Below are 20,067 nucleotides of genomic sequence, written 5' to 3'. Positions count from 1 at the left end.
AGATGATGGCAAGTGTTCTCTAGAAATAGCAAGAACGATGATTAGGCGATTAAAATAAAAAAACGCCTATAAGTAGGGGGGTGCCAAATTGTATTGGCTGATAGATATGTCTAGTAAATAGTGCTAGTTAACAGGGCTGATATAAAATTCAATCAGTGCTTTTTTGTCGTCATCAGACAATTTTCTAAAACGTTTTTTCATTCGTCTAGGCATATAGCGATCACCTTCGCTAAGCACTTCAAACTGGCTTTGAAGATAGTTTTTCCATTGGCCTCTTAATAACGATGCGTCTTCAATATTGCCGGTGCCTTCGTCAACATGACAGTTCTCGCAGAGATCCATGTGGATAGCTTTGCCTTTTGCCGCAAGCTCCTGATCAAATGTTTGTGATGCAGGTTTTGATTTCTGATTGGCCAGAAAAAAGGCAATAGCTTCAATCTCATTTGACTTCAGCGATTTGGCAATCTCATTCATGTTTGTTTCTGTCTTATCGGCAGTTGCAGCGCTGTCCTTTAGCTTAATTGGCTTCGATTTTCTATCTCCCGATTTATATTGATCCAGAATGTCGAAAGTCAAAATAGCCGAAGTCCCTGCAATATTGGGAATCTCTTTGTCTTCGCTGTTGCCATCTTGTTGGTGGCATTCGCTGCATTTTTCCTGAAATAGCTTTTTACCAATATCATCATCAGTCGCTAAAGCGTGTGTGCTTAGGCTCAGGATAAAAATCAGGAAGTGAAATGTCAGAGTAATGCGCATGATGGTAAGTGAGTGTTAGAAATAAATAATGAAGTAAAATCTTAGTTAAAAGTTATGTCAAAACCAGGTCAAAAGAGCGATTAAGTCTCTAAGGCATTATGCGGAATACGCCCCATAATGGTTTCATTTCCTGCTTCTGGATTGCTCGGTACATTAAAGGCTAAGAGCAAGGATATTCCCGCAAAAACAGCCCCTACATAGAACACCAAAGAAGGCGAACTCAACCATAAAGCGCCAAAAATCACCGGAATAACAACCGCTGCAATGTGATTAATGGTGAAAGAAACGCCGGCTGTTGATGCAATATCAGCAGGGTTAGCAATCTTCTGGAAGTAGGTTTTTTGTGCAATCGCCATGGCGAAGAATAAGTGATCTAGAATATACAGACCTACCGCAATATTTGAATTTTCTACCACGGCATAGCCGCAGAACACAGCGATCAAACCAATATATTCAAGGATTAATGAATTTCGCTCGCCGATTTTACCTATAAGCCTGCCGATTCTGGGCGCCATAAAAATATTAAAAGCGGAGTTGATAAGAAACAGTATGGAGATTTCTCCGACACTAAATCCAAACTTTTCTACCATCAAAAATCCCGCGAATACCACGAAGATTTGACGGCGAGCACCACTCATAAATTGCAAGGCGTAATAGAGCCAGTAGCGTTTACGTAGAATGAGTTTTTTACTTTGGTAGACTTTCTGCGGGAAATCATCGAAATGATTCCAGCTGTAAAAGGCGATAAATAAAGAAACGCCGCCACCGACAATGTATATCCATTTGTAATCAAAATGGAAGAATTCGAATAATAGCCACACCAGTGAGAATGCCAGGATCGATGCAGCAGCTTTTGCTGCGATCATTTTGCCTAAAAATTCAGGTGCATCTTTCTTGCTCACCCATTGCAGAGTCAGCGAGTTTTGAATGGTTTCCAGATAATGAAACCCCATCGACATTAAAATTGTAGTGAGATAAAAACCAATAGCAGAGGGAAAAAAGCCAGTGAGTAGTGTTCCCAGCCCTAGTAAAACCATCGAAACATAAGCCATTCGCTGTTCGCGAATAAGCAGTAGAACGTAGATAATCGTAAACGCAAGAAAACCGGGGATTTCGCGAAGGCTTTGTAAAATACCAATTTCCACACCGGTAAATGCAGCACGTTCAATCGCAAAATTATTCAACAGATTTTGCCAGACAGCAAAACTCATCGCTGTACCTGCAGCGATAAGAAGCAGTAATAACTCAGGAGAGTTCTTAGTGATTTTCATGTCTACGTCTTCAACTCTTGTATCGTTTAATTTGCCCCTGGTGTTTGTCAGTTAAAGAAGATAAGTGCCGAATCCCAGGGGTGAATTAAGCAGTGAAAACTAGTTGGTAAACTGAACCCATGGATACTTCTTGTCGTCTTTTACGTGTGACCAGAATAAATCACCCGAATTTCTCCAGGGGTCTAAAATGATTCCATCAGGAACGCCTTTGCCTTTGGCAGTCACAACCAGTGTACTGTGCTCTCTCCAGTAGTTACGTCTAAAGGCAACAGCATGGTAGAACTGTAGTGATTTCATTGGCTTATTGATTTGTTGGCCCATGTCATGCGTCCATTGGTAACATAATCCACGCGGGCGTTTACCATAATTTACCAGCACATTGTGGTAAAGAGGAGGGCTCATCAACTGGTAACGATTCGCTAACACCTTTGGGTAAAGTACGGCTTCTCTCGCGACAAACTGAGCCTCACTTTCAACAATATTGGGTCCTAAGCCCATAATTGCCTGTGTCAGTTCTTTAATCTTTTTGTTGTCATACTCATCAATGGCATTAACAACGGTTCTACCTTGTTTGTTTACATGTACGCCTTGGTACTGAATTGATGAACAGGCACTCAATAACAGTAAAGCAGTAAGTAATAAAGACAGTTTTAGCGTAGATTGATTTTTCATGGCAGGTAATAACATTTAATTCGTTTCTTTATTATTCACGTCAGGAACAGCACTGTAAACTCTTCGTGTGTATTCTTCCCAGTCATATTCTGGATCTTCACGGGTCTGTAGTACTAATAAATCGCCTGAGTTTCTCCATCCATCAAGAATGTAAGCATCTTTAATGCCTTTGCCTTTTGCGGCAACGGTTAAAACATTATGTTCGTATTTTCTGCCCTGATTGGCAACCGCACGATTCAAGGTTAAGGTTTTGTAAGTTCTACCTTTAACGATTTGCTCGCTCATATCACGCGCCCAGTGGTAGCATAAACCACGATCTCTACGGCCTGTGTTAACCAGTACATTATGAGAGTTTGGTGGTGCGATTAATCTGTATTGGTTCGCAAGATATCTTGGGTAAAGAACTGCCTCACGTGCTACAAAGCCCGCTTCCTCAGGATCAATGTTAGGTCCTAATCCCATAATGGTTTCAGTCAGAATTCGGATTTTAAACTCAGTACTTGAATCTATTGCTGAAACCACTGTTTTGCGATTTTCGGCATCATAGCTCACTTCGTCATAGCGAATATCTTTAACGATAGGGCTCATGGAACACGCAGAAAGTAGCATGCTAGACATGAGGAACAGGGTGGATAATATACGTTTCATAATTTACAGTTTTTAAATAAAATTTAATTTTTGGGTTTGGTGAAATACATCAAGTAGTTCACGCTAACATCGCTTTTTAATTTATAGCTTTGAAGTAGCGGGTTATACGTCATGCCTTTTATGTTTTCAAGTTGCAAGCCAGACTTTCTTGCCCATGCCTCAAGCTCTGATGGTTGTATGAACTTGGCATATTCATGCGTCCCTTTGGGTAGCATATTCAACACATATTCGGCGCCTAAAATAGCAAACGCAAAAGCTTTTGGGTTACGGTTAATGGTAGAAAAGAAAACACTTCCCCCCGGTTTAACCAAATCTGTACATGCTTGAATAATTGAACAAGGGTCTGGTACGTGCTCAAGCATTTCCATACAACTGACAACATCAAATTGTTCTTTTTCCGTTTTTGCCAGCTCTTCAACGGGAATTTTCTGATATTGAATATTCTCGATTCCAGCTTCCAGTGCGTGTAATTCAGCCACAGAAAGTGGAGCCTGTCCCATATCAATTCCCAGTGTATCCGCGCCACGCAGTGCCATGCTTTCAGAAAGTATGCCGCCGCCACAACCGACATCGATTACTTTTTTACCTTTTAAGCCGCCAGCATGCTGCTCAATATAATTTAATCTGAGTGGGTTAATATCGTGTAATGGTTTAAATTCACTGTCTCTATCCCACCATCGATGTGCTAAGTCTTCGAACTTTTTGATTTCATTGGCATCAACATTCACAGCCTTGCTTGAAGGTTGGTTGGTATTTGTATCGTTTAGTTCATTATTATTAGCTGATGCGTTTTTAGCTGATTCATTTTGAGCAGTCGCATTATCTATTGATGTATTTTCAGTTGAAGCTTGCATTGCAATTCCGTATTGAGAATAGTTAAGAAATAAGACTGTTTAAGGAGAACAATGATGGATAAACAATAATGAATAGTAAGGGCTGAACATTTCATATTTTTGAATGAATAAGTGACAGATAGCATTGCTATCGATCTTAATCTGAGAAAAATATTGAAAATTACGCGTATAACCCTGACATCATGTTCTCATGAAATAGTCTGTATACGTTATTATATCGAATATGGATTCATAACTGCGAAATAAATCTCGAGGTATTAATAAAGTCTACAATGTTTAAATATTTTTTTGGAATAGTTGCGGTACAAATTGCAACAGTTGCGCTGGTATTACTCGCCCCTGAATTGGAGGGAATAGGGTGGTTACGCTTGTTGATTCCGTTATTCGTCATCGGTTTTTTTACTGCTTTTTGGTTTAACTCAATCGCATCGCATAAAAGTAAAGATGAGGTTTATGAGGCGAAAGCTCAGCACGCACGCGAAAGAGAAAAGATTCAATTGAACGCAGAACGCGCTAAAACCAAGTTGGTACAAAAAACGCAGCAGCAAATTGCCAGAGAAGCCAAAATCACCCACAGCAAAGCCAACTTTAAAGTAGGGGCAGCATTTGCCGGTACCATAGGCGCAGGTGCTTTGATGCTATTGACGGAGTTACTGACCATGGGCTTATTAACAATTAGCACGGCTGGTGGTGCACTGGGCGGCTATGTAATGCGCGCCAGAAAAGAAACTAAATTATTAAAACAGATCAACCAGAATAGAGGGAGTGACAATCAAGCAGGCAATAACGTACTGAAAAAACCCGTAAAAACCATACCCAAATCAAAAGTTAAATCATCGCCAAAAAAGTAATTAGCCACCCCCCTACTTATAAGGCTTTTTTTAAGTGGCTTTTAACAAATTAACCAGATATCACTTCAGATTCTGTAATTGCTTGTCATGAACCTTGCTTAAAACGAGTATGCAGACAATCGCTCCTATCAGTGCTAAAAACATATCTGATTGAGTATCCCATTCATAACCTTGCGTGCCTAAAAAGGCCACTGCATCATCTCCGCTTGCTACTGCAACCCACCACTCGATGAGCTCATAAAAAGCGCTAAAAGCCAGAGTCACTGAAACGATGAAGGTATTTAACCAGGCTTTGCCGTTAACCGCATTCTTACGAATCAATATTTCTCTGGCGAGTAGGGCGGGTACAAAGCCCTGAAAGAAATGACCGACTTTGTCGTAATTGTTTCGTTCGGCGCCAAATAGACCATCAAACAATGGGACTTCAGCATAGGTGTAATGTCCACCAATCATCAGCACAATACAATGTAGCAAAATGAAAAAATACAGTATGGATGTTAAGTGAAACGTCTTGAAGGTATAAAGCATCAAGCCTGCGCCAATGATGGCTGGCGACACTTCCAGAAACCAGGTGAGTGTATCTTTGGGGTTAATTCCCGACCAGATTAAAACCACTAAAAATATTAAGCCCCATGCGTATTTCATACTCTTTATCCTTACCGTCTTAATGTTTTTTTCTGATTTGCAGTATAACAATTAACGCCATGCCGAAGCCCATAATGACAGATGCAAAAATCAACGGCATCGAATAATTACCTGTTGTTTCTGCAATCATCCCTGCAATGGCTGGTGCAACTACTTGCGCGATACCATAACTCAAGGTTAATTTTCCCATGGGTTTAGCAGGTTTGGTAGGGTAAAACTTGCCAACCATGGTCAGCAGTAAACTCACGATACCCACAAAAGTTAATCCAAAGAAAAAACCGCTGAGTAAAACGCCCGATAAGCTATGACTAAAAACCGGAATAATAATACCAACAATATTAATGCCATAAGCCCAGAACAATGCCTTTAACTCGCCGACTTTTCGGGCAATTCGATCCCATAAAATAGCCGCCGGTGCCGCCGCAATACCGGTGACTAGCCAGACTAGCGAACCTTTGCCTGCCAATTCAGGCTGATGATCGACAATGGCGACCAGAAATGTAGCGCTGATAACATAACCGATACCGGCACAAAAATAAGCCACGTATAAAATCAACATCCAGCTTTTTTCTGGTGGCGTGTCCAATAGTGTTCCGCCAGCTGTGGTCTGATGGTGATTCACCGGCTTTGGCAACCAGCGCCATGCGGGAATAGCAATAACTACTGCAATCGCAGAATAGACATACCACTGTTGCGCCCAATCCAGCTTATTCAGCATCATCATCGAGAGTATCGCGGTAAGGCTTATGCCTAAACCGATGCCAGCGAAATGTATGCCCAGTTCGGGCTTGTGTCCGTGGCGGATCATCCAGTTAAGAATCAAACCGGTTCCCACCAGTAAGCACGCCGCACTACTCAAACCACCTATAAAACGCATGATCGACCAGACGATATAATTGTCGGTTACTCCCATGCCTACAGTTGAGAGGACTGCGACAATCAAACCCACGCGATAAAGTACGTCTTTGAGTTTGAGGTCACTGATTGAGGCAGCGATAATCGCCCCTAGCATATAACCCAGATAGTTAATGGTAGCGAGCCAGCCACCGCTGGCATCATTCAAATACGTCTCATTGATCATCACCGGCAACAAGGGCGTGTATGAAAAACGCGAAATACCCATCGCTAAAATAAGGCTAAATAGCCCCGCAAACATCACTTTTAACGGATGATCTGTTTTACTATTTGGCATATAAGAAAGGGGATTCCTGTCGCAGGTTTGGTTTTTGTAGATTTTTAAACGAAAATTACTGCGTAATAAAATCTACAGTCGTGTCGATGACTTCTTTGTTGAGTAAAATTTTACGATGACCAAAACCAGACGTGATGAGCTTTTTTGCCTGTGGTTGACTGTTGTGCAGCGGTAACACTTCCTCTATCGGAACTTCGTGATCTTGATCGTCATGGATCAATAGTAGTTCACTGTCGCAACTTTTGATGGTTTCTAGCGGAGAAATTTCATTCCAGTCCCATCCGACATGATATTCATGGGCAAACTTTTTTAATGCTACTTGTTGCATGGCATCCAGAGTGGATTGCCTTAAAGAGAAAAGATCGCCAAAGATTTCGAGGATAAATTCTACGCCAGAGAATGTACTTATCAACACCACTTTGGGCGTTTTAACGCCAAACTTATCTATCGATAATAGTGTGGTACCAGTACCAAAAGAGTGAGCGATAATCGCTTCTACCGGACCTTCCTGCTTAATGACTTCGGCAATTATCGACGCGCCATCCAGCATGTTTGAGTGTTTGCCCGTTGAGTCACCATGACCCGGGATCTCGAAGCCAACAACGCGATAACCTGCTGCAACCAACGGTTCGATGAATCCCATTAGCTGAGAACTTCTACCGCCCCAGCCATGCGCCAGTAGAATTGTTGGGCCTTCTCCCCAGCTACGCACAGAAATCTGTCGGTCTTTGATGTTTATGAAATGCAACTTGGCACTTTCACGAATGGGTTTTTCGCGCCGAGGAATAATGACTTTGGGAGGCGTCATAAACAGTCGTAAGGCTAATTTGCCCGCCAGAGTGGGTGAAATAGCGCCGACAATTTTGAAAACAAACGTGGTTAAACTAAAAAATGCCTTCATTGTGAAAGGCATATTCGTGCTTTTAAAGGGGTGATCGGTTTTATTTGTCATACATCGTTTCTGCTGTTTTATGCTGTGTTTTTGCTGAAACACACCATAGTGTTGAATTGAGCGCACCAATAATAGACGCAAATTACACCAGATACACTAAATACTAAGCGGATAGGCTTTTTGCTTAGCTAATCGATGGCTTCATGGTTTATTTTATCGAGTATCTCATCAACTATTTTATCGACTGATTGTTCTATGGAAACCGTTATTGCCAGCTCATCATTTGTCGGTTTTTCTAACGTTTCTAACTGGCTATCCAGCAGGCTGGCAGGCATGTAATGCTCTGTTCGGGACTGAATTCTTAATAACAGGGTGTCACGACTTCCATCGAGATAAACAAACAGTATTTGTTCTCCTGAAGCATTCAACAGACGTTGGCGGTAACTATGTTTTAAGGCAGAGCAGCTGACGATAACGCCTTTGCGCACAACTTTTTTCTTATCCTTTTCGACGTTACATTTTTTATGAATGGCAGCACCTAAGGCATCAAGCCACGGCCAGCGATCGTCATCGTTTAAGCCGATGGCATTTGACATTTTTTCTATGTTTTCCGGTGGGTGGAAGTCATCGCCCTCTAAAAAAGGCAGTCCTAACTGTGTTGATAATGCTTTGCCAATCGTCGACTTACCGCAACCGGATACGCCCATCACGACAATCACAGGTATGTTATTTAAATAGGCTGTAGCGTTGTTCATAAAGGTAGTGTGTTCGTCGCAAATCAGTTAAAGAAGTCGTGAATGTTATACATTAAATAGTCGATTAAGTATCTGATAGAATATTGCACTGTTATGTTACTAAATGGCTGTTGATAGATTCATGAAAATTCTTATATACATCGTACTTTTTGTGATCTTTGCTATTGCTGCCGTGGTGGGTGGGGATTATTTTTATGATCAGTACAATGCGTCTGCTGATTCATCTGATTTTTCAACTACCGATTCAGCTTTTAATTCAACTACCAGTTCAGCTGCAAATACTAATTCGCAAAAGCTTGATGTTGCAAAAGATACGCAAGCTGTTAGCGCTATCCAGAGCAAAGCTTCAGATAATAAAATAGACCAGAAGGGTAGCACTGCATTACCCCAACTTGAATCAAAGGCACCCCCCCACTTACAGCGAGGTTTTGATTGGTCGCTTCCAAGTTATGCGGGTGAAGCAAAGTATTCAGGGTTAACCACAGAACGGAAATCTACCAATAAGGCCGTTAAAAATCGCTTTTTAATGGTGTTATGGAATCAGGCAAATCCACAACCAGGTGTGTTTGATTTCTCACAGTTCGAAAAACAATTAAAAAGCATTGCACCACAACGGGCTCTAGTCAGATTAGAAGTCAACTCATCTTGTGAAGCGCCTAATTGGGTACTAAAGCAAATGCAGCAAACCTCAGACAAGTCCCTGATATTTTGGGATAAAGCCTATCTGGATACCACACGCCCCTTTATTCAGGCGTTCGCCAAGCGCTATGCAGCAAACCCGCAAATAATCGGTGTTCAACTGGGTTTGGCAGATGGGGAATTTGGTAAAGCGGCGGATTCCTGCAAAGACTACGACAATAAAAATGGCTGGGGCGAATTCTGGATGTCACCTTCCGAGCGTCAGGAAGCCGAGCAGTTTTTTGGTTTTACCCCAGAAACTTTTGAACAGGGAACGATCGCTAATATAGACCTCTATGCCAAGGCATTCGGCAAACACAAAAATAAACTGGCATTCACCAATATTGGTAACTTGTTTACTTATGGCGAAGGTTCTGAAGCTTATAATCAAAAACTAAAAAACATCGCTCACTATGTGATAGACAAGGGCTTAGGAAATAGAGATGGCGCCATCGAGCGCTGGATGAGCTACACCGATAAAGTCTATGGCATGGCATTCAGCAGTTTCACTGACGGTAGTTGCCGAATGGATTTTAATGAAGATTTTGCAGATAAAATTGAAGGACGTTACTGGGGTACAGAAAATGAATTCTATGGCGATAGCTCTTATGTGATTTCAGATGTTGGTCCAGTTGAAAATGGCCCGTATCGCTTTTTGATTACATCGTTACGTACTTTGCAAATGCGTCGTAATTTTATGTCTATCACGACTAGCATGGACAAGACTGATCACCCTGATTATAAAACTCAGGAGTTTTTGGTGTATTTAAGTCGGGTGCTGGGTAAAACCAAAGAAAATACACCAGATGCTTTCGTTTTGATGGGGGAACGTTATATCGCGCCTTATCGCTTGGCTGATCAGATGGATGCGGATTGTGTTAAGCGAGATAAGCAAAAAGTAACCGTCAGGTCTTTTGGTCGATGGTTACAGGAAAGCCCGCAAAATACGCAAGTTGAAAATCGTCCGGCACTCAAGGTTAGTATGCCTAAATCTGAAAATTACTGGTATCAGGGGTTCTATTTACCCGAAGGTATTGATTACGAATATTTTGCCCGCGAAGCCAAAACATTCAGCTTTGATGTTAATGATAAATTGGCAGAAAAACGCTGTCAGGATGGTTGCGACGTTGAAGTAAAAGCTATTTTTAAAGACACCGTAAAAACATCGCTGAGTATTGAGGTCTCAGAAGGCGTAAGTCAAAATCTCGGAACTCTGGGCGATAATAAAATCAAAACGGCAACTTTCACGTTGAACTCGCGTTTTAACAACATTAAGCAGAATTCAGATCTGGTGCTTAGGAGCGGGCAACATGCAATCCCGCTGATTATGTTGCGTATGAATCTGCTTTAGTTGTCACTAGAATATAATTTAGGACTGATTAGACCTGACTGCAAATTGATGGAAACTTACTGAACATGCTCATTATCTCTCAAGCTGTATCCATTCCCGATGATGAAATCGAAATATCAGCAATTCGTGCGCAAGGTTCGGGTGGGCAAAACGTCAACAAGGTTTCATCCGCGATTCATTTACGTTTTGATATTGCCGACTCATCACTTCCTGAGTTCTACAAAGAACGCTTGCTGGCGTTGAGTGACAGCCGCATCAGCAAAGATGGCGTGATCATTATCAAAGCACAAACTCACCGAACTCAGGAGAAGAATCGCAAAGATGCGTTAGAGCGACTTCAGTTACTGATTAAAAGTGTTTCTTTAGTGCGGAAAGCGCGCAGGCCAACTAGGCCCAGTCGAAATTCACAAATTAAACGTGTGGATAAGAAAACACAACGCGGTAAAACCAAAGCCTTACGGAAGAAAGTGGATAGAGATTAGAAATTCTTGCTTAAAGAAGAGAGGGGGTACCTTTCGTTTTTCTGAAAAGAATAATTTATCTGCTAAATAACTTTATTCACTATTTGATAAATTCTATACTCCTTTCCTATAAAATTTTTTATATGCAAGGGAGTTAAGAATGACAATAAGTAAAATGGGGTTAATCATAGCAACTGCGGTTTTGATTTCTGCGTGTTCAGGCGGATCAGATAGTAGTTCTACAGCTTCTGGTAGTAAGCCAGAAAAGAAAATGGCGGCTAAGCCAGCAAAACCTGCAGCGACAAAACCTCGTGGTAGCAAAATCACAGGAACAATCAGACCGGGCAGCAAGTTCTCAAAAATTAAACTGGGCATGAGTATGGCTCGCGTTAATTCTACAATTGGCGGACCAAACGACCTAAAGCGTCATGAAACTGGTAAGCGTTGGATTCCTTTCTACTATGGAAGTGACGTACAGCGTATGCAGGCCTTATACGATGGCGAAGGTTGCTTAACGTATAACGGTGGAAACGTATTCGGTGGCGGAGGTAATAAACTGATCGGAATCAATGTTGATCCATCAGGTGCTTGTTACTAAACACAAGAATAAACAATCAAAAAGCCCGTGAGTGAAATCATGGGCTTTTTTTTGTTCTAAAAAAAGCGCCCTAGCTCTGCATAAATTCTATTTACGTTTTAAAAAAACAAAAACGTAATATCATTCAAAGTAGGGAGGGGCCATTAATAAAAACTAAGAATAAATTGGGAGTTGCGGCAACGCCCGACGGCTTAAATATTCAGCGCCGTTTTCTGTGATCACAATATTTTCTTCATGCACCATGAGTTTCCCTGGGGCAAACTCCATGCCTGGTTCGAGTGTCATCACCGTTCCTACTTCAAACACTTCATTATCCCAGGGAGTATTCGAAGGTGGCTCAGTCAGTTGCAAACCTAAACCATGTCCGTAGCGACCCACTGAATCTCCCAAAGCACCTGCTTTTTGCAGGACATTGTTCATTGCGTGAAATAAATGGGCTGGCGTGTTGCCCGGTTTTGCCGCTAAAAAGCCTTGTTCGGTTGCTTCCCAGACAGCCTCATAGGCATCAAGCGCGCTTTTATCTACTTTGCCGAAACCATAGTTGCGGTCGAAATCACAGTAGTAGCCATCGAAGGTACAGCCGGTATCGAGTATCAAAACATCGCCATCTCGAAGAATACGCGCCCCTGCGGGTGAAATAATATCGCTATAGCCACCTTGATCAGCGCCGCCGACCAGATAAGCCACATCATCAACCCCTTCTGTCAGACATTGAATTTTAAATGCGCGAAATATCTCGCTGTCACTCATTCCGGGATGCACAAACTCAAACAGTCGCTCGAAAACGGAGGAAACGGTTTGCGCCACATAGCGCAGTTTCTCGATTTCTTTGGGCGATTTAACCATCCGCTGACGACGCATGATGTGTGTCGCATCTACAAAGTCGACCCGATTATCATGCTTGCTCAAATTAGCCTTGATTTGATCCAGGTCGCATAACGGCATACGCATGTGCGACTCTTTTCCCGCACTAATACCGATGTGTTTAAAACCACTGTTTGATGCTGCGCGCGTCACTGCTTCAACCAAAGCTTCCGTGAGTAGGCTAATGCCATCGTCTGTTGGGTGGGGCGATGACCAGTGACGAATATCACTCATCCAACCCTTTGCCATACACTCCACGCCGATAGTTGGAATTACTGCTATGGGCAAACCTTCGCTGGGTAAAACTAAATACCAGGGACGCGTTGGGCTTTGCCAAAACTGTGTCAGGTAGCCCGTGTAATAATTAATATCGTGTTCGGTGGTAAGTAAAATCGCGGCTAATTGTTGCTCACGCATTTTATTTTGAACAACCTCAAAACGCTGTTCGAATTCTTCGTTCGCAAAACCGCGTTCTGGCTCATGCAAAATCTCTGTCATTTGAACAGATTTCCTTTGTTTGTTGTTGTGTTGATATATGTGTTGTTGGTAGATGAATCAGAAGCCAAATCCAGTCCTGCATGTCTGGCTAAATCCCATGCTAAAACCTGATTACTCGATAAAGCCGTAATACCCGTTTGCGCTTCAATCTCAGCAATAATATGCGCGCACTTTAAATTGGTGCAGGCCATAAAAACGGCATCAATGTCCGGATTATCTTTCGCTAACATAATCGCATCGCGTTGAATGGTGGCAGGGGAAATTCGGCCAACAAAGCGGTCTTCTGCTTCATCATAGGTTGCTGATGCAATAACCTGAATACCATTAGATTCAAAGTATTGAATCATTTCAGCGCATACGCTTTCGCTATAGGGTGCTAGATAAGCTATTTTTTTGGCGTTAATCGATTGTAAAGCGGAGAGGGTCGCGGTTAATGGATTCGTCACCATTTTACAGGGGCGTTTTTCAGCAACTAATGCGGATATTCTGTCTTCTCCGATGAGTAAGGTGCCGGAGGTGCAGGCGTAACCCAGTGCATCGAATTCAGCTTCAATCGGAAACTGCGACATGGTATCGCCAAGATGATTTTCCATTTGCTGGAGTAATTCTTTAGTGACTTCATTCTCAAACGGAATACGATTCACAAACAGGCTGACATTTTGATTCGCAAAGTAAAAACGAAATTCATCTTCAATAGTGACATCCGACTGCAATACGATTAATCCCAGCTGTTTAACAGTGTCTTTGGCTATTAAATCGTATTTTAAGGTATCCATTTCGATGCATTAAGCTATTGCTTATTTCCTATGATTTCATTGTACAAATCAGGATCTGTCGCACCTTCGGTACCCAGCATGAAAATCACGGAGTTTTCATCGACATGGATAGATTCTTTGAGTTCTGGATTATCCATGATGGTTTTCAAGGTAATCAAACCCGAAGCCGAACATTCACCACCGACAATATCCGGTCGGTCACCTTCTGATTTTGCTAAATAACGCATCATGGGTTTTACGCCTTCATCACCCACCGTGATTACATGGCTTGCGCCGTGTCGCAGTATCGGCCAGGCCAATTCAGATACTTCACCGCAGGATAAACCCGCCATCAGTGTTTCATCGACGATATCCACTAAATAGATTTGATCGCGTTGCATGCTTTCTAAAACACAATCAGACATGTGAGATTCCATGATGATGATTTCAGGTAAATCATCGCGCCAGTGCTTCCAGAAGTAGGCGATTAACGCACCAGCCATACCGCCGCAACCGGCTTGAAGAATAATATGTGTTAACGATTTTTTTTGCTGCTCTATTTGCTCGATGACTTCAGCGGCTAATACGGTATAGCCTGCCATCACTTGTGTAGGTATTTCCTGATAATCTTCCCACGATGTGTCCGAGACAATTTGCCAGCCATTCGCATCAGCCATTTTGATGCATTCGGCGATTGAATCATCGTAATTACCATCGACTCGATGCACCGTTGCGCCATACTCCGCTAAGCTTTTTGCGCGGGCTTCACTGACTCCTGCATGGATAAAGATATGACAAGGGATGTTCTTTTGCTGAGCGCCCCAGGAAACGGAGCGGCCATGGTTTCCATCGGTGGCTGTACATACTGTAAGTGCAGACGCATTTCCGGTTCTTTCTCGCGCTTCCAAAACAGTCTGTACCGCATAAGCGCCGCCCAAGGCTTTGAAGGATCCTAAATTTAAACGTGTTGATTCATCTTTATACAGAACCTTTTTTACGCCCATTTGTTTAGCAAAATCATCTAATGCAATTAAGTCAGTTTGCTTGTAATCCGGCCACTGGGTAATTGATTGATAAGCAGTTTCACAGATTCCGGCGGGAAACAAATCATCGGCCACTTCATGCATGGCATTGTTTTGTTTTGGATTCTGGTAATAGTTAGCGTATGTATATTTCAAATGATGCTCCTATTTATAAAACAATCAGGTCAATTAAACGCATAGCTGTCTTGATAAAACAGTAAAACGGGGGAGAAACTTATACTGTGTCTTTATTACTGTTGCTAGTTATTACTGTAGCTAGGTTTCAGATATTTGTACCAAATAATATTGAACACATCAGCATTTCATTTTTCTTCATTTATCTATAACGAACAACGAAATAAAAAAGCCCCTCAAAGTAGGGGGGTGCCTAAGACCTCTTACAATCAAACAGTGCTTATATTCTGATTATATTTTATTAGAATTAGAATGAATTCTCAGTGTTGACGCTCAGTTGCACATCGTCGACATCACTATCGCCATTCAGTGGGAATGCCAAATCAATGTGGATCGCTTTGGTAATACTGCTACGGGTAGGAATCATGCGCAGTCCGACCCCAACATCGGCTAACACATCCAGGTCTTTGCCATCACCCCAGGCGCTGCCAACATCGGCGAAAACAGCCGCCCCAAATTTTGCTAAATGGAGTGGATACCAGTCAAAGTGATAGCGTTTTTCTGCGGTGAAAACCAGAGACTTATCGCCACTTTCATAACCTTTAGGGTAGGCGCGTAAACCAGTATCTCCACCTAATAAAAGTTGTTCGTCGGGCTGTAGATTCGATTGGTATTTAAACGTCCCGGATAAGTAAATATCACTGCCGTGTTCATCAAAAGAATACCATTCTGCCTGCAAGTTCAGGCTGTCTCCTTCTAACTCACCAGAACCGATATAGGAGTTGGCTTCCATATTGATAAACGCCAGACTGTTTTCGAATTCATAACCTTTTTCAAAAGACGCATTCAGGTTAAGTTGATTATCGGTAGAACCAAACTCTTCTCGCAGTATGCCGACTCCGAGGGTGTAGTTAGTCCCCAATGTAATGTCTTCCACTTCGCCCATACTTTTGAAATTGGTACGAGTGGTATAGCTTTCACTGTCGTGTTCGTATTCAAACCAGGGGTAAGACTCGGTCAGGGAATAGTAATCTTTATAGTCTGACTCTTTGTATTTCCAGCCGACCTTGTAACGGGTGACTTCGTTCTTTGCAGAGTCATCTACATCAGTATCATCAGATTCAAGACCATTAGACCAGCCCCAGTAAGCCGAATGTTCTGATTTTTTTACCGAGACTTTACTGCTAACGTCGCCCTTGTCATAAAGCGAGGTTTCTTCACTCAAGCTTGATGTCGATAGCCCCCACGCTTTGCGGCTATCCAGCTCGAAAAACGGCAGGGATAAATCAACCTCGTGCCCTTTACCATCTGAGTTGTCTTGTACCGAGGCATATAATTTTTGTCGGGTGCCTAAAAAGAGTGAATTGGTATAGCTTAAAAAGGTTTCATCACGCTCTTCATCGCTTTTATAGCCGACCACAAGGCCTTTACCCGAACCCAAGAGGTTATGTTCCTGTATTTCGAAACCGGTTTTGCTATTGCCGCCAGATTGGCTAAATGAAACTCCGGGTGACAGCGTCCATTTATCCGTGGTATTTACCTGTATGTTGACGCGATTACCGCACAACTCAGAAGGCATAATATCTGCATCTTGAATATAGCGATTACTACGAACGATACGTTCTGATTCTGATAGTTTGCGCGGCTGGAATATTTCGCCTTCTTTAAACAGTAACTGGCGACGAATAACAACCGGTTTAGTGCTCACATGCAGATTATTGGCAACCCTGTGAATCGTCTTTGATTCTTTCGGATTGTTTAAATCAAACACATCTGCCGCGTTAATCTCGACCTTGCCCACGATAAGATTAGGCTTGTTTTTAAAGTCATCCGTCCACGCGATACAGCTTTCATCTGCAAATGCTGGAGATACCGCTGAGAATGGCAAAAGGAAACCGCAACATAAAAGCAGTTTGTTGTTTGGCTTGCAGTCACAAGCGTTTTTGACTGTATTTTTTAAGATAATATTTTCTTTTGTTTTTATAGTTATGCCCATGGTCTATTTTTTGACTATTTGAGTGCTTTTGCAAGAAGAAAAAATATCTAATTGCTTATCGTGAACCTTTGTTTCAATAGACAGCATCCCGAGTATGGAGCTGAATAAATTATCATGTGAAAGTGCTGTTGCAGATTTACTCGCGACACAGTCCTTATTGATACTGTGTGTTTTTTCATAGCCCTTAGACAACCAAAGCATAAATGGAACTTTCTTTTGGTAATCTGGCGCGATCATATAGGGTAATCCGTGCAAATACAGATTATTTTCCCCCAAGGATTCGCCATGATCAGAGATATAGACCATCGCCGTATCAAATTGTTCTGAATTCTTCTTTAAAAAGTTAATTGATTTATCCAGAAAATAATCGGTGTAAAGAATCGCATTGTCATAAGCGTTTACAATTTCTTCCTGAGTACATGAAACCAGTTGATTGGTTTTACACACTGGCGTGAATTTCTCAAATTCTGCTGGATAGCGCTTGCTGTAGGTAGGGCCATGATTGCCTTTTTTATGCAGAATAATGACACGGTCACCTTGCGGGCTTTCAATCACCGCATTCACTTTAGTGAGTTGTTCATTGGGGGCAGTATTGGTGTTACTGGCATCCACAATCTGTTGTAAATCTTCAATTAATACCTCATCCACGCAGTTGCCCGTTTCACAAAATTTAGGATTAAGCTTATCCAGCATGTGTTCGTATGCAATGCGATCACAACTGTGTTGGCAGCCGGTATTATTATCCCTCCATAAGACTTTGTAACCCGCATGCGAGATCACATCGAATAAATTCTCGTACTCTCTGCCTTTATCAAAGTTAAATTCATCGCGGGTAAATTTAGAAAACATACACGGTACAGATACTGCGGTCGCCGTTCCGCAAGAGCTTACGTCACTAAAATTGATAATATCCTGTTTCGCTAACAATGGGTTGGTGTTGCGTTCATAACCATTTAAAGAGAAATTCATCGCTCTAGCGGTTTCACCCAATACCAGAATCACTAGCGAAGGTTTGCGCGGAATGCCATTTACAGCATGAACATCGCTCAGTACCAGTTGCGCATCATCTTCAATCGGCTTTAGTTCGTAATTTCTTTTTCTTAAATCTTTGGCAACAATCGATTTAATTGAGCCAATATAGTTAATTGGATTAATTAAATGACGAGCTTCACGGTTATTTCTACCGAAGAACGAAAGCTCTTTGTAATTGCTGTACAAGGTGCCACCCAATACAGCAGAACTGATTAGAATAACTAAGCCTTTAGCAGCCAGACCTTTGAAGAAGGGTTGGTAGTTGATTTCGGTTTTATACAATAACCATGCTGGAACCACGCCCAGTAACAGTAGCGTCATTACTAATTTATAACTAAATAGATCGGTCGCCTCATGCACATCAGTCGCAAAAATATTACGAATCATGCTTTTATCAATCATGATTGCATAATTATCCATAAAGTATGCAGCAGAAGCGGAGCACAACAGAATGATGATTACGATCGGTTTAAAAATGGGTTTAAAGCTGAATAAAGTCAGCAAAATATTAAACACAGTGACTAATATCAAAAAGAAGGAAATCCCAATAACGGGTGATTCGGATAGTGGTTGCAGGCTTAATATTTTTGACCAGAAAGAATAGTTAGTGAATAACGTTAAATATAACGAAATCAGTAAAGTGACTTTCCACAGTGATAATTTTAATGTCATAGAAAAATGCTCTGGTTTGGAAATCTTGAGATGAGGGAAGTAGCTAAAATGGATGACGCCATTCTCAAAAGTATTTGCCGAGCTTATTGAAACTATGTGCCGGAGATAATGGGCATGTGCCCCATAAATCGTCAATTGGGTCGAATGACCCATGCCGTATTTGTTCTATTTTTAAGAGTATTTAGTTGTTAGAATGCGCGCAATCTATGACATCAATACAAAAATTCATACTTACCCTATTTTTCATTGTCTTCGCGCTCTACAGCGCTTATGAGGTCTTTGAAGAGCTTACTGATTTTTCAGATGGGGAATCATTAGCCCAGGCCTGGGTAGAAATTGGCATTGTGATTATGTCGCTCGCCGGATTACTCTATTTTGCCTATATCATCGCCGTTCAAGCCAAAGAAAAGATCAAGCTGAAAGATAATTTAGCCGATGTGAGAAAGCAGTTAGAAAGCTCAAACATACGTCTGCAAGATGGCAAAAAAGAATACCAGAAAGTTATTCAGTGGCAATTTAGTGAATGGGGTTTGTCGCCCAGCGAGCAAGAAGTCGCTTTGCTGATGCTCAAAGGTTTGAGTGTTAAAGAAATCTCTGCATCCCGAAATACGCACGAAAAGACGGTAAGAAAACAAGCCTCAGCGATTTATGAAAAATCAGGATTGGGCGGCCGACATGAATTATCGGCGTGGTTCTTTGAAGACTTATTGTAAGTTGAAACATTAAAACACACCCCCCTACTTACGGGCACTTTTTTTGAATGATAATAAAAAAGTGCCCATAAGTAGGGGGGTGTCAAACATCTAATTATGTAGATGTTTGCTAATAGGTCATCAATCGGCCATTTCCAGATCTTCAGCAATTACTTCGATGCCGGCTTTAGCGCAGGCTTCGTCAATGTCTCCACCGGGTGCGCCGCTCACGCCAATCGCCCCGTAGATTTTTCCACCGATATTAATAACCGCACCACCGGCTGACATTAATACGCCATCGAACATGCCCACAGCAGTATTTGCACGATCTGCCATGGCTGAGGTATCAGCACTGAAATTCACCGCGGTATAAGCTTTTGCTTTACTGATCGGGATAGAAACAGGTGGTGCCAAGGTGTCACGCACAACTGCCTGAACAATTCCGTTTTTATCAACCACGGTAGCGGTTGCCTGAAAACCTCTTTTACGACAATCCAGCATGGCGCCTTGTGCAGCAGCGGTTGCCGCTTCGGATGACAAGCGCGCGATTTGCACGGTCATAGGCGCATCCTCTTCATCTGCAAATGCAGGTGTGACAAACGCAGTGACTATTACAGCGCCTATTACAGTGGCAACGCTATTCATCACTAAGGTCTTTTTTGAAATTATTCTTGGTTTTTTCATTTTACCCTCCATGTAGTAGATAAGGTCATTTTCTATCAAATGACGCAAAAATAGAATGCGCGATAACCCTAATCCCCACTGGTGAAAACCCTG

General features: G+C 42.0%; 20 protein-coding genes. 5 read left to right on the top strand and 15 right to left on the bottom strand.

The window, feature by feature from the left end:
* Positions 1–123: 123 nt before the first annotated feature.
* The 5 genes from OO007_RS15060 to ubiG all read right to left on the bottom strand — a co-directional run bounded on the left by OO007_RS15060 (position 124) and on the right by ubiG (position 4,201).
* On the bottom strand, positions 124–756 hold the full coding sequence (locus OO007_RS15060) for a c-type cytochrome (RefSeq protein ID WP_325809416.1): 633 nt from the start codon (positions 754–756) through the stop codon (positions 124–126).
* A gap of 80 nt (positions 757–836) precedes the next feature.
* The gene (locus OO007_RS15055; RefSeq protein ID WP_131906907.1) at positions 837–2,027 is read right to left on the bottom strand and encodes an MFS transporter; all 1,191 of its coding nucleotides are present in this window, start codon (positions 2,025–2,027) and stop codon (positions 837–839) included.
* A 99-nt stretch (positions 2,028–2,126) separates the two neighbouring features.
* Positions 2,127–2,714 carry a hypothetical protein gene (locus OO007_RS15050; protein WP_243651665.1) on the bottom strand — a complete coding sequence of 196 codons (588 nt, stop codon included), beginning with the start codon at positions 2,712–2,714 and terminating at the stop codon, positions 2,127–2,129.
* On the bottom strand, positions 2,715–3,347 hold the full coding sequence (locus OO007_RS15045; protein WP_131906906.1) for a hypothetical protein: 633 nt from the start codon (positions 3,345–3,347) through the stop codon (positions 2,715–2,717).
* A 23-nt stretch (positions 3,348–3,370) separates the two neighbouring features.
* Entirely contained in the window at positions 3,371–4,201 is an 831-nt protein-coding gene (ubiG, locus tag OO007_RS15040; RefSeq protein WP_325809415.1) for a bifunctional 2-polyprenyl-6-hydroxyphenol methylase/3-demethylubiquinol 3-O-methyltransferase UbiG, read from the bottom strand.
* A gap of 272 nt (positions 4,202–4,473) precedes the next feature.
* Here ubiG and OO007_RS15035 point away from each other — a divergent pair, with 272 nt between their 5' ends.
* Positions 4,474–5,052 (top strand): hypothetical protein, encoded by a 579-nt coding sequence (locus tag OO007_RS15035; protein ID WP_325809414.1) that lies wholly within the window; start codon positions 4,474–4,476, stop codon positions 5,050–5,052.
* Positions 5,053–5,112: 60 nt separating this feature from the next.
* Here the strand turns inward: OO007_RS15035 and OO007_RS15030 are convergent, their stop codons facing one another.
* The 4 genes from OO007_RS15030 to OO007_RS15015 all read right to left on the bottom strand — a co-directional run bounded on the left by OO007_RS15030 (position 5,113) and on the right by OO007_RS15015 (position 8,536).
* The gene (locus tag OO007_RS15030; RefSeq protein ID WP_325809413.1) at positions 5,113–5,697 is read right to left on the bottom strand and encodes a DUF2238 domain-containing protein; all 585 of its coding nucleotides are present in this window, start codon (positions 5,695–5,697) and stop codon (positions 5,113–5,115) included.
* Between the two features lie 19 nt (positions 5,698–5,716).
* Positions 5,717–6,889 carry a YbfB/YjiJ family MFS transporter gene (locus OO007_RS15025; protein WP_131906902.1) on the bottom strand — a complete coding sequence of 391 codons (1,173 nt, stop codon included), beginning with the start codon at positions 6,887–6,889 and terminating at the stop codon, positions 5,717–5,719.
* Positions 6,890–6,944: 55 nt separating this feature from the next.
* On the bottom strand, positions 6,945–7,841 hold the full coding sequence (locus tag OO007_RS15020) for an alpha/beta hydrolase (protein WP_325809412.1): 897 nt from the start codon (positions 7,839–7,841) through the stop codon (positions 6,945–6,947).
* Positions 7,842–7,969: 128 nt separating this feature from the next.
* Positions 7,970–8,536, bottom strand: a complete 567-nt coding sequence (locus OO007_RS15015) for a gluconokinase (protein ID WP_325809411.1) — start codon at positions 8,534–8,536, stop codon at positions 7,970–7,972.
* 121 nt (positions 8,537–8,657) lie between these two features.
* On the opposite strand from OO007_RS15015, the gene OO007_RS15010 reads away from it, so the two are divergent.
* The 3 genes from OO007_RS15010 to OO007_RS15000 all read left to right on the top strand — a co-directional run bounded on the left by OO007_RS15010 (position 8,658) and on the right by OO007_RS15000 (position 11,624).
* Positions 8,658–10,565 (top strand): hypothetical protein, encoded by a 1,908-nt coding sequence (locus OO007_RS15010; protein ID WP_325809410.1) that lies wholly within the window; start codon positions 8,658–8,660, stop codon positions 10,563–10,565.
* A 65-nt stretch (positions 10,566–10,630) separates the two neighbouring features.
* Positions 10,631–11,047: an alternative ribosome rescue aminoacyl-tRNA hydrolase ArfB gene (gene arfB / locus OO007_RS15005; protein WP_325809409.1), complete on the top strand. Its 417-nt coding sequence runs from the start codon at positions 10,631–10,633 to the stop codon at positions 11,045–11,047.
* Between the two features lie 139 nt (positions 11,048–11,186).
* Positions 11,187–11,624, top strand: a complete 438-nt coding sequence (locus OO007_RS15000; RefSeq protein WP_131906898.1) for a hypothetical protein — start codon at positions 11,187–11,189, stop codon at positions 11,622–11,624.
* A gap of 153 nt (positions 11,625–11,777) precedes the next feature.
* Here OO007_RS15000 and OO007_RS14995 read toward each other — a convergent pair whose 3' ends face one another.
* From OO007_RS14995 to OO007_RS14975, 5 genes are all read right to left on the bottom strand, one after another.
* A complete protein-coding gene (locus OO007_RS14995; protein WP_325809408.1) occupies positions 11,778–12,986 on the bottom strand; it encodes a M24 family metallopeptidase in 1,209 nt (402 codons plus the stop codon).
* A complete protein-coding gene (locus tag OO007_RS14990) occupies positions 12,983–13,762 on the bottom strand; it encodes a maleate cis-trans isomerase family protein (RefSeq protein ID WP_325809407.1) in 780 nt (259 codons plus the stop codon). The genes OO007_RS14995 and OO007_RS14990 overlap by 4 nt, the downstream gene beginning before the upstream one ends.
* 14 nt (positions 13,763–13,776) lie before the next feature.
* Positions 13,777–14,919: a diaminopropionate ammonia-lyase gene (locus OO007_RS14985; protein ID WP_325809406.1), complete on the bottom strand. Its 1,143-nt coding sequence runs from the start codon at positions 14,917–14,919 to the stop codon at positions 13,777–13,779.
* A gap of 286 nt (positions 14,920–15,205) precedes the next feature.
* Positions 15,206–16,894: a hypothetical protein gene (locus OO007_RS14980; RefSeq protein WP_325809405.1), complete on the bottom strand. Its 1,689-nt coding sequence runs from the start codon at positions 16,892–16,894 to the stop codon at positions 15,206–15,208.
* A 3-nt stretch (positions 16,895–16,897) separates the two neighbouring features.
* On the bottom strand, positions 16,898–18,598 hold the full coding sequence (locus OO007_RS14975) for a phosphoethanolamine transferase (protein WP_325809404.1): 1,701 nt from the start codon (positions 18,596–18,598) through the stop codon (positions 16,898–16,900).
* Positions 18,599–18,804: 206 nt separating this feature from the next.
* Between OO007_RS14975 and OO007_RS14970 the strand changes: the two genes are divergently transcribed.
* Positions 18,805–19,311 (top strand): helix-turn-helix transcriptional regulator, encoded by a 507-nt coding sequence (locus OO007_RS14970; RefSeq protein WP_325809403.1) that lies wholly within the window; start codon positions 18,805–18,807, stop codon positions 19,309–19,311.
* A 120-nt stretch (positions 19,312–19,431) separates the two neighbouring features.
* Here OO007_RS14970 and OO007_RS14965 read toward each other — a convergent pair whose 3' ends face one another.
* On the bottom strand, positions 19,432–19,974 hold the full coding sequence (locus tag OO007_RS14965; RefSeq protein WP_207907112.1) for a GlcG/HbpS family heme-binding protein: 543 nt from the start codon (positions 19,972–19,974) through the stop codon (positions 19,432–19,434).
* Between the last annotated feature and the right edge of the window lie 93 nt (positions 19,975–20,067).

This window comes from Cocleimonas sp. KMM 6892 (assembly GCF_035798195.1).
Classification (GTDB): domain Bacteria; phylum Pseudomonadota; class Gammaproteobacteria; order Thiotrichales; family Thiotrichaceae; genus Cocleimonas; species Cocleimonas flava.
This window is presented reverse-complemented; position numbering and strand designations above follow the sequence as displayed.

Bases quoted from the DNA above. Each gene is read 5' to 3' on its own strand.
- OO007_RS15055 (WP_131906907.1), bottom strand. From the start codon at position 2,027: ATGAAAATCACTAAGAACTCTCCTGAGTTATTACTGCTTCTTATCGCT.
- arfB (WP_325809409.1), top strand. From the start codon at position 10,631: ATGCTCATTATCTCTCAAGCTGTATCCATTCCCGATGATGAAATCGAA.
- ubiG (WP_325809415.1), bottom strand. From the start codon at position 4,201: ATGCAAGCTTCAACTGAAAATACATCAATAGATAATGCGACTGCTCAA.
- OO007_RS15020 (WP_325809412.1), bottom strand. From the start codon at position 7,841: ATGACAAATAAAACCGATCACCCCTTTAAAAGCACGAATATGCCTTTC.
- OO007_RS15060 (WP_325809416.1), bottom strand. From the start codon at position 756: ATGCGCATTACTCTGACATTTCACTTCCTGATTTTTATCCTGAGCCTA.
- OO007_RS15015 (WP_325809411.1), bottom strand. From the start codon at position 8,536: ATGAACAACGCTACAGCCTATTTAAATAACATACCTGTGATTGTCGTG.
- OO007_RS14970 (WP_325809403.1), top strand. From the start codon at position 18,805: ATGACATCAATACAAAAATTCATACTTACCCTATTTTTCATTGTCTTC.
- OO007_RS14990 (WP_325809407.1), bottom strand. From the start codon at position 13,762: ATGGATACCTTAAAATACGATTTAATAGCCAAAGACACTGTTAAACAG.
- OO007_RS15025 (WP_131906902.1), bottom strand. From the start codon at position 6,889: ATGCCAAATAGTAAAACAGATCATCCGTTAAAAGTGATGTTTGCGGGG.
- OO007_RS15000 (WP_131906898.1), top strand. From the start codon at position 11,187: ATGACAATAAGTAAAATGGGGTTAATCATAGCAACTGCGGTTTTGATT.
- OO007_RS14965 (WP_207907112.1), bottom strand. From the start codon at position 19,974: ATGAAAAAACCAAGAATAATTTCAAAAAAGACCTTAGTGATGAATAGC.
- OO007_RS15030 (WP_325809413.1), bottom strand. From the start codon at position 5,697: ATGAAATACGCATGGGGCTTAATATTTTTAGTGGTTTTAATCTGGTCG.
- OO007_RS15010 (WP_325809410.1), top strand. From the start codon at position 8,658: ATGAAAATTCTTATATACATCGTACTTTTTGTGATCTTTGCTATTGCT.
- OO007_RS14975 (WP_325809404.1), bottom strand. From the start codon at position 18,598: ATGACATTAAAATTATCACTGTGGAAAGTCACTTTACTGATTTCGTTA.
- OO007_RS14980 (WP_325809405.1), bottom strand. From the start codon at position 16,894: ATGGGCATAACTATAAAAACAAAAGAAAATATTATCTTAAAAAATACA.
- OO007_RS14995 (WP_325809408.1), bottom strand. From the start codon at position 12,986: ATGACAGAGATTTTGCATGAGCCAGAACGCGGTTTTGCGAACGAAGAA.
- OO007_RS15035 (WP_325809414.1), top strand. From the start codon at position 4,474: ATGTTTAAATATTTTTTTGGAATAGTTGCGGTACAAATTGCAACAGTT.
- OO007_RS15050 (WP_243651665.1), bottom strand. From the start codon at position 2,714: ATGTTATTACCTGCCATGAAAAATCAATCTACGCTAAAACTGTCTTTA.
- OO007_RS15045 (WP_131906906.1), bottom strand. From the start codon at position 3,347: ATGAAACGTATATTATCCACCCTGTTCCTCATGTCTAGCATGCTACTT.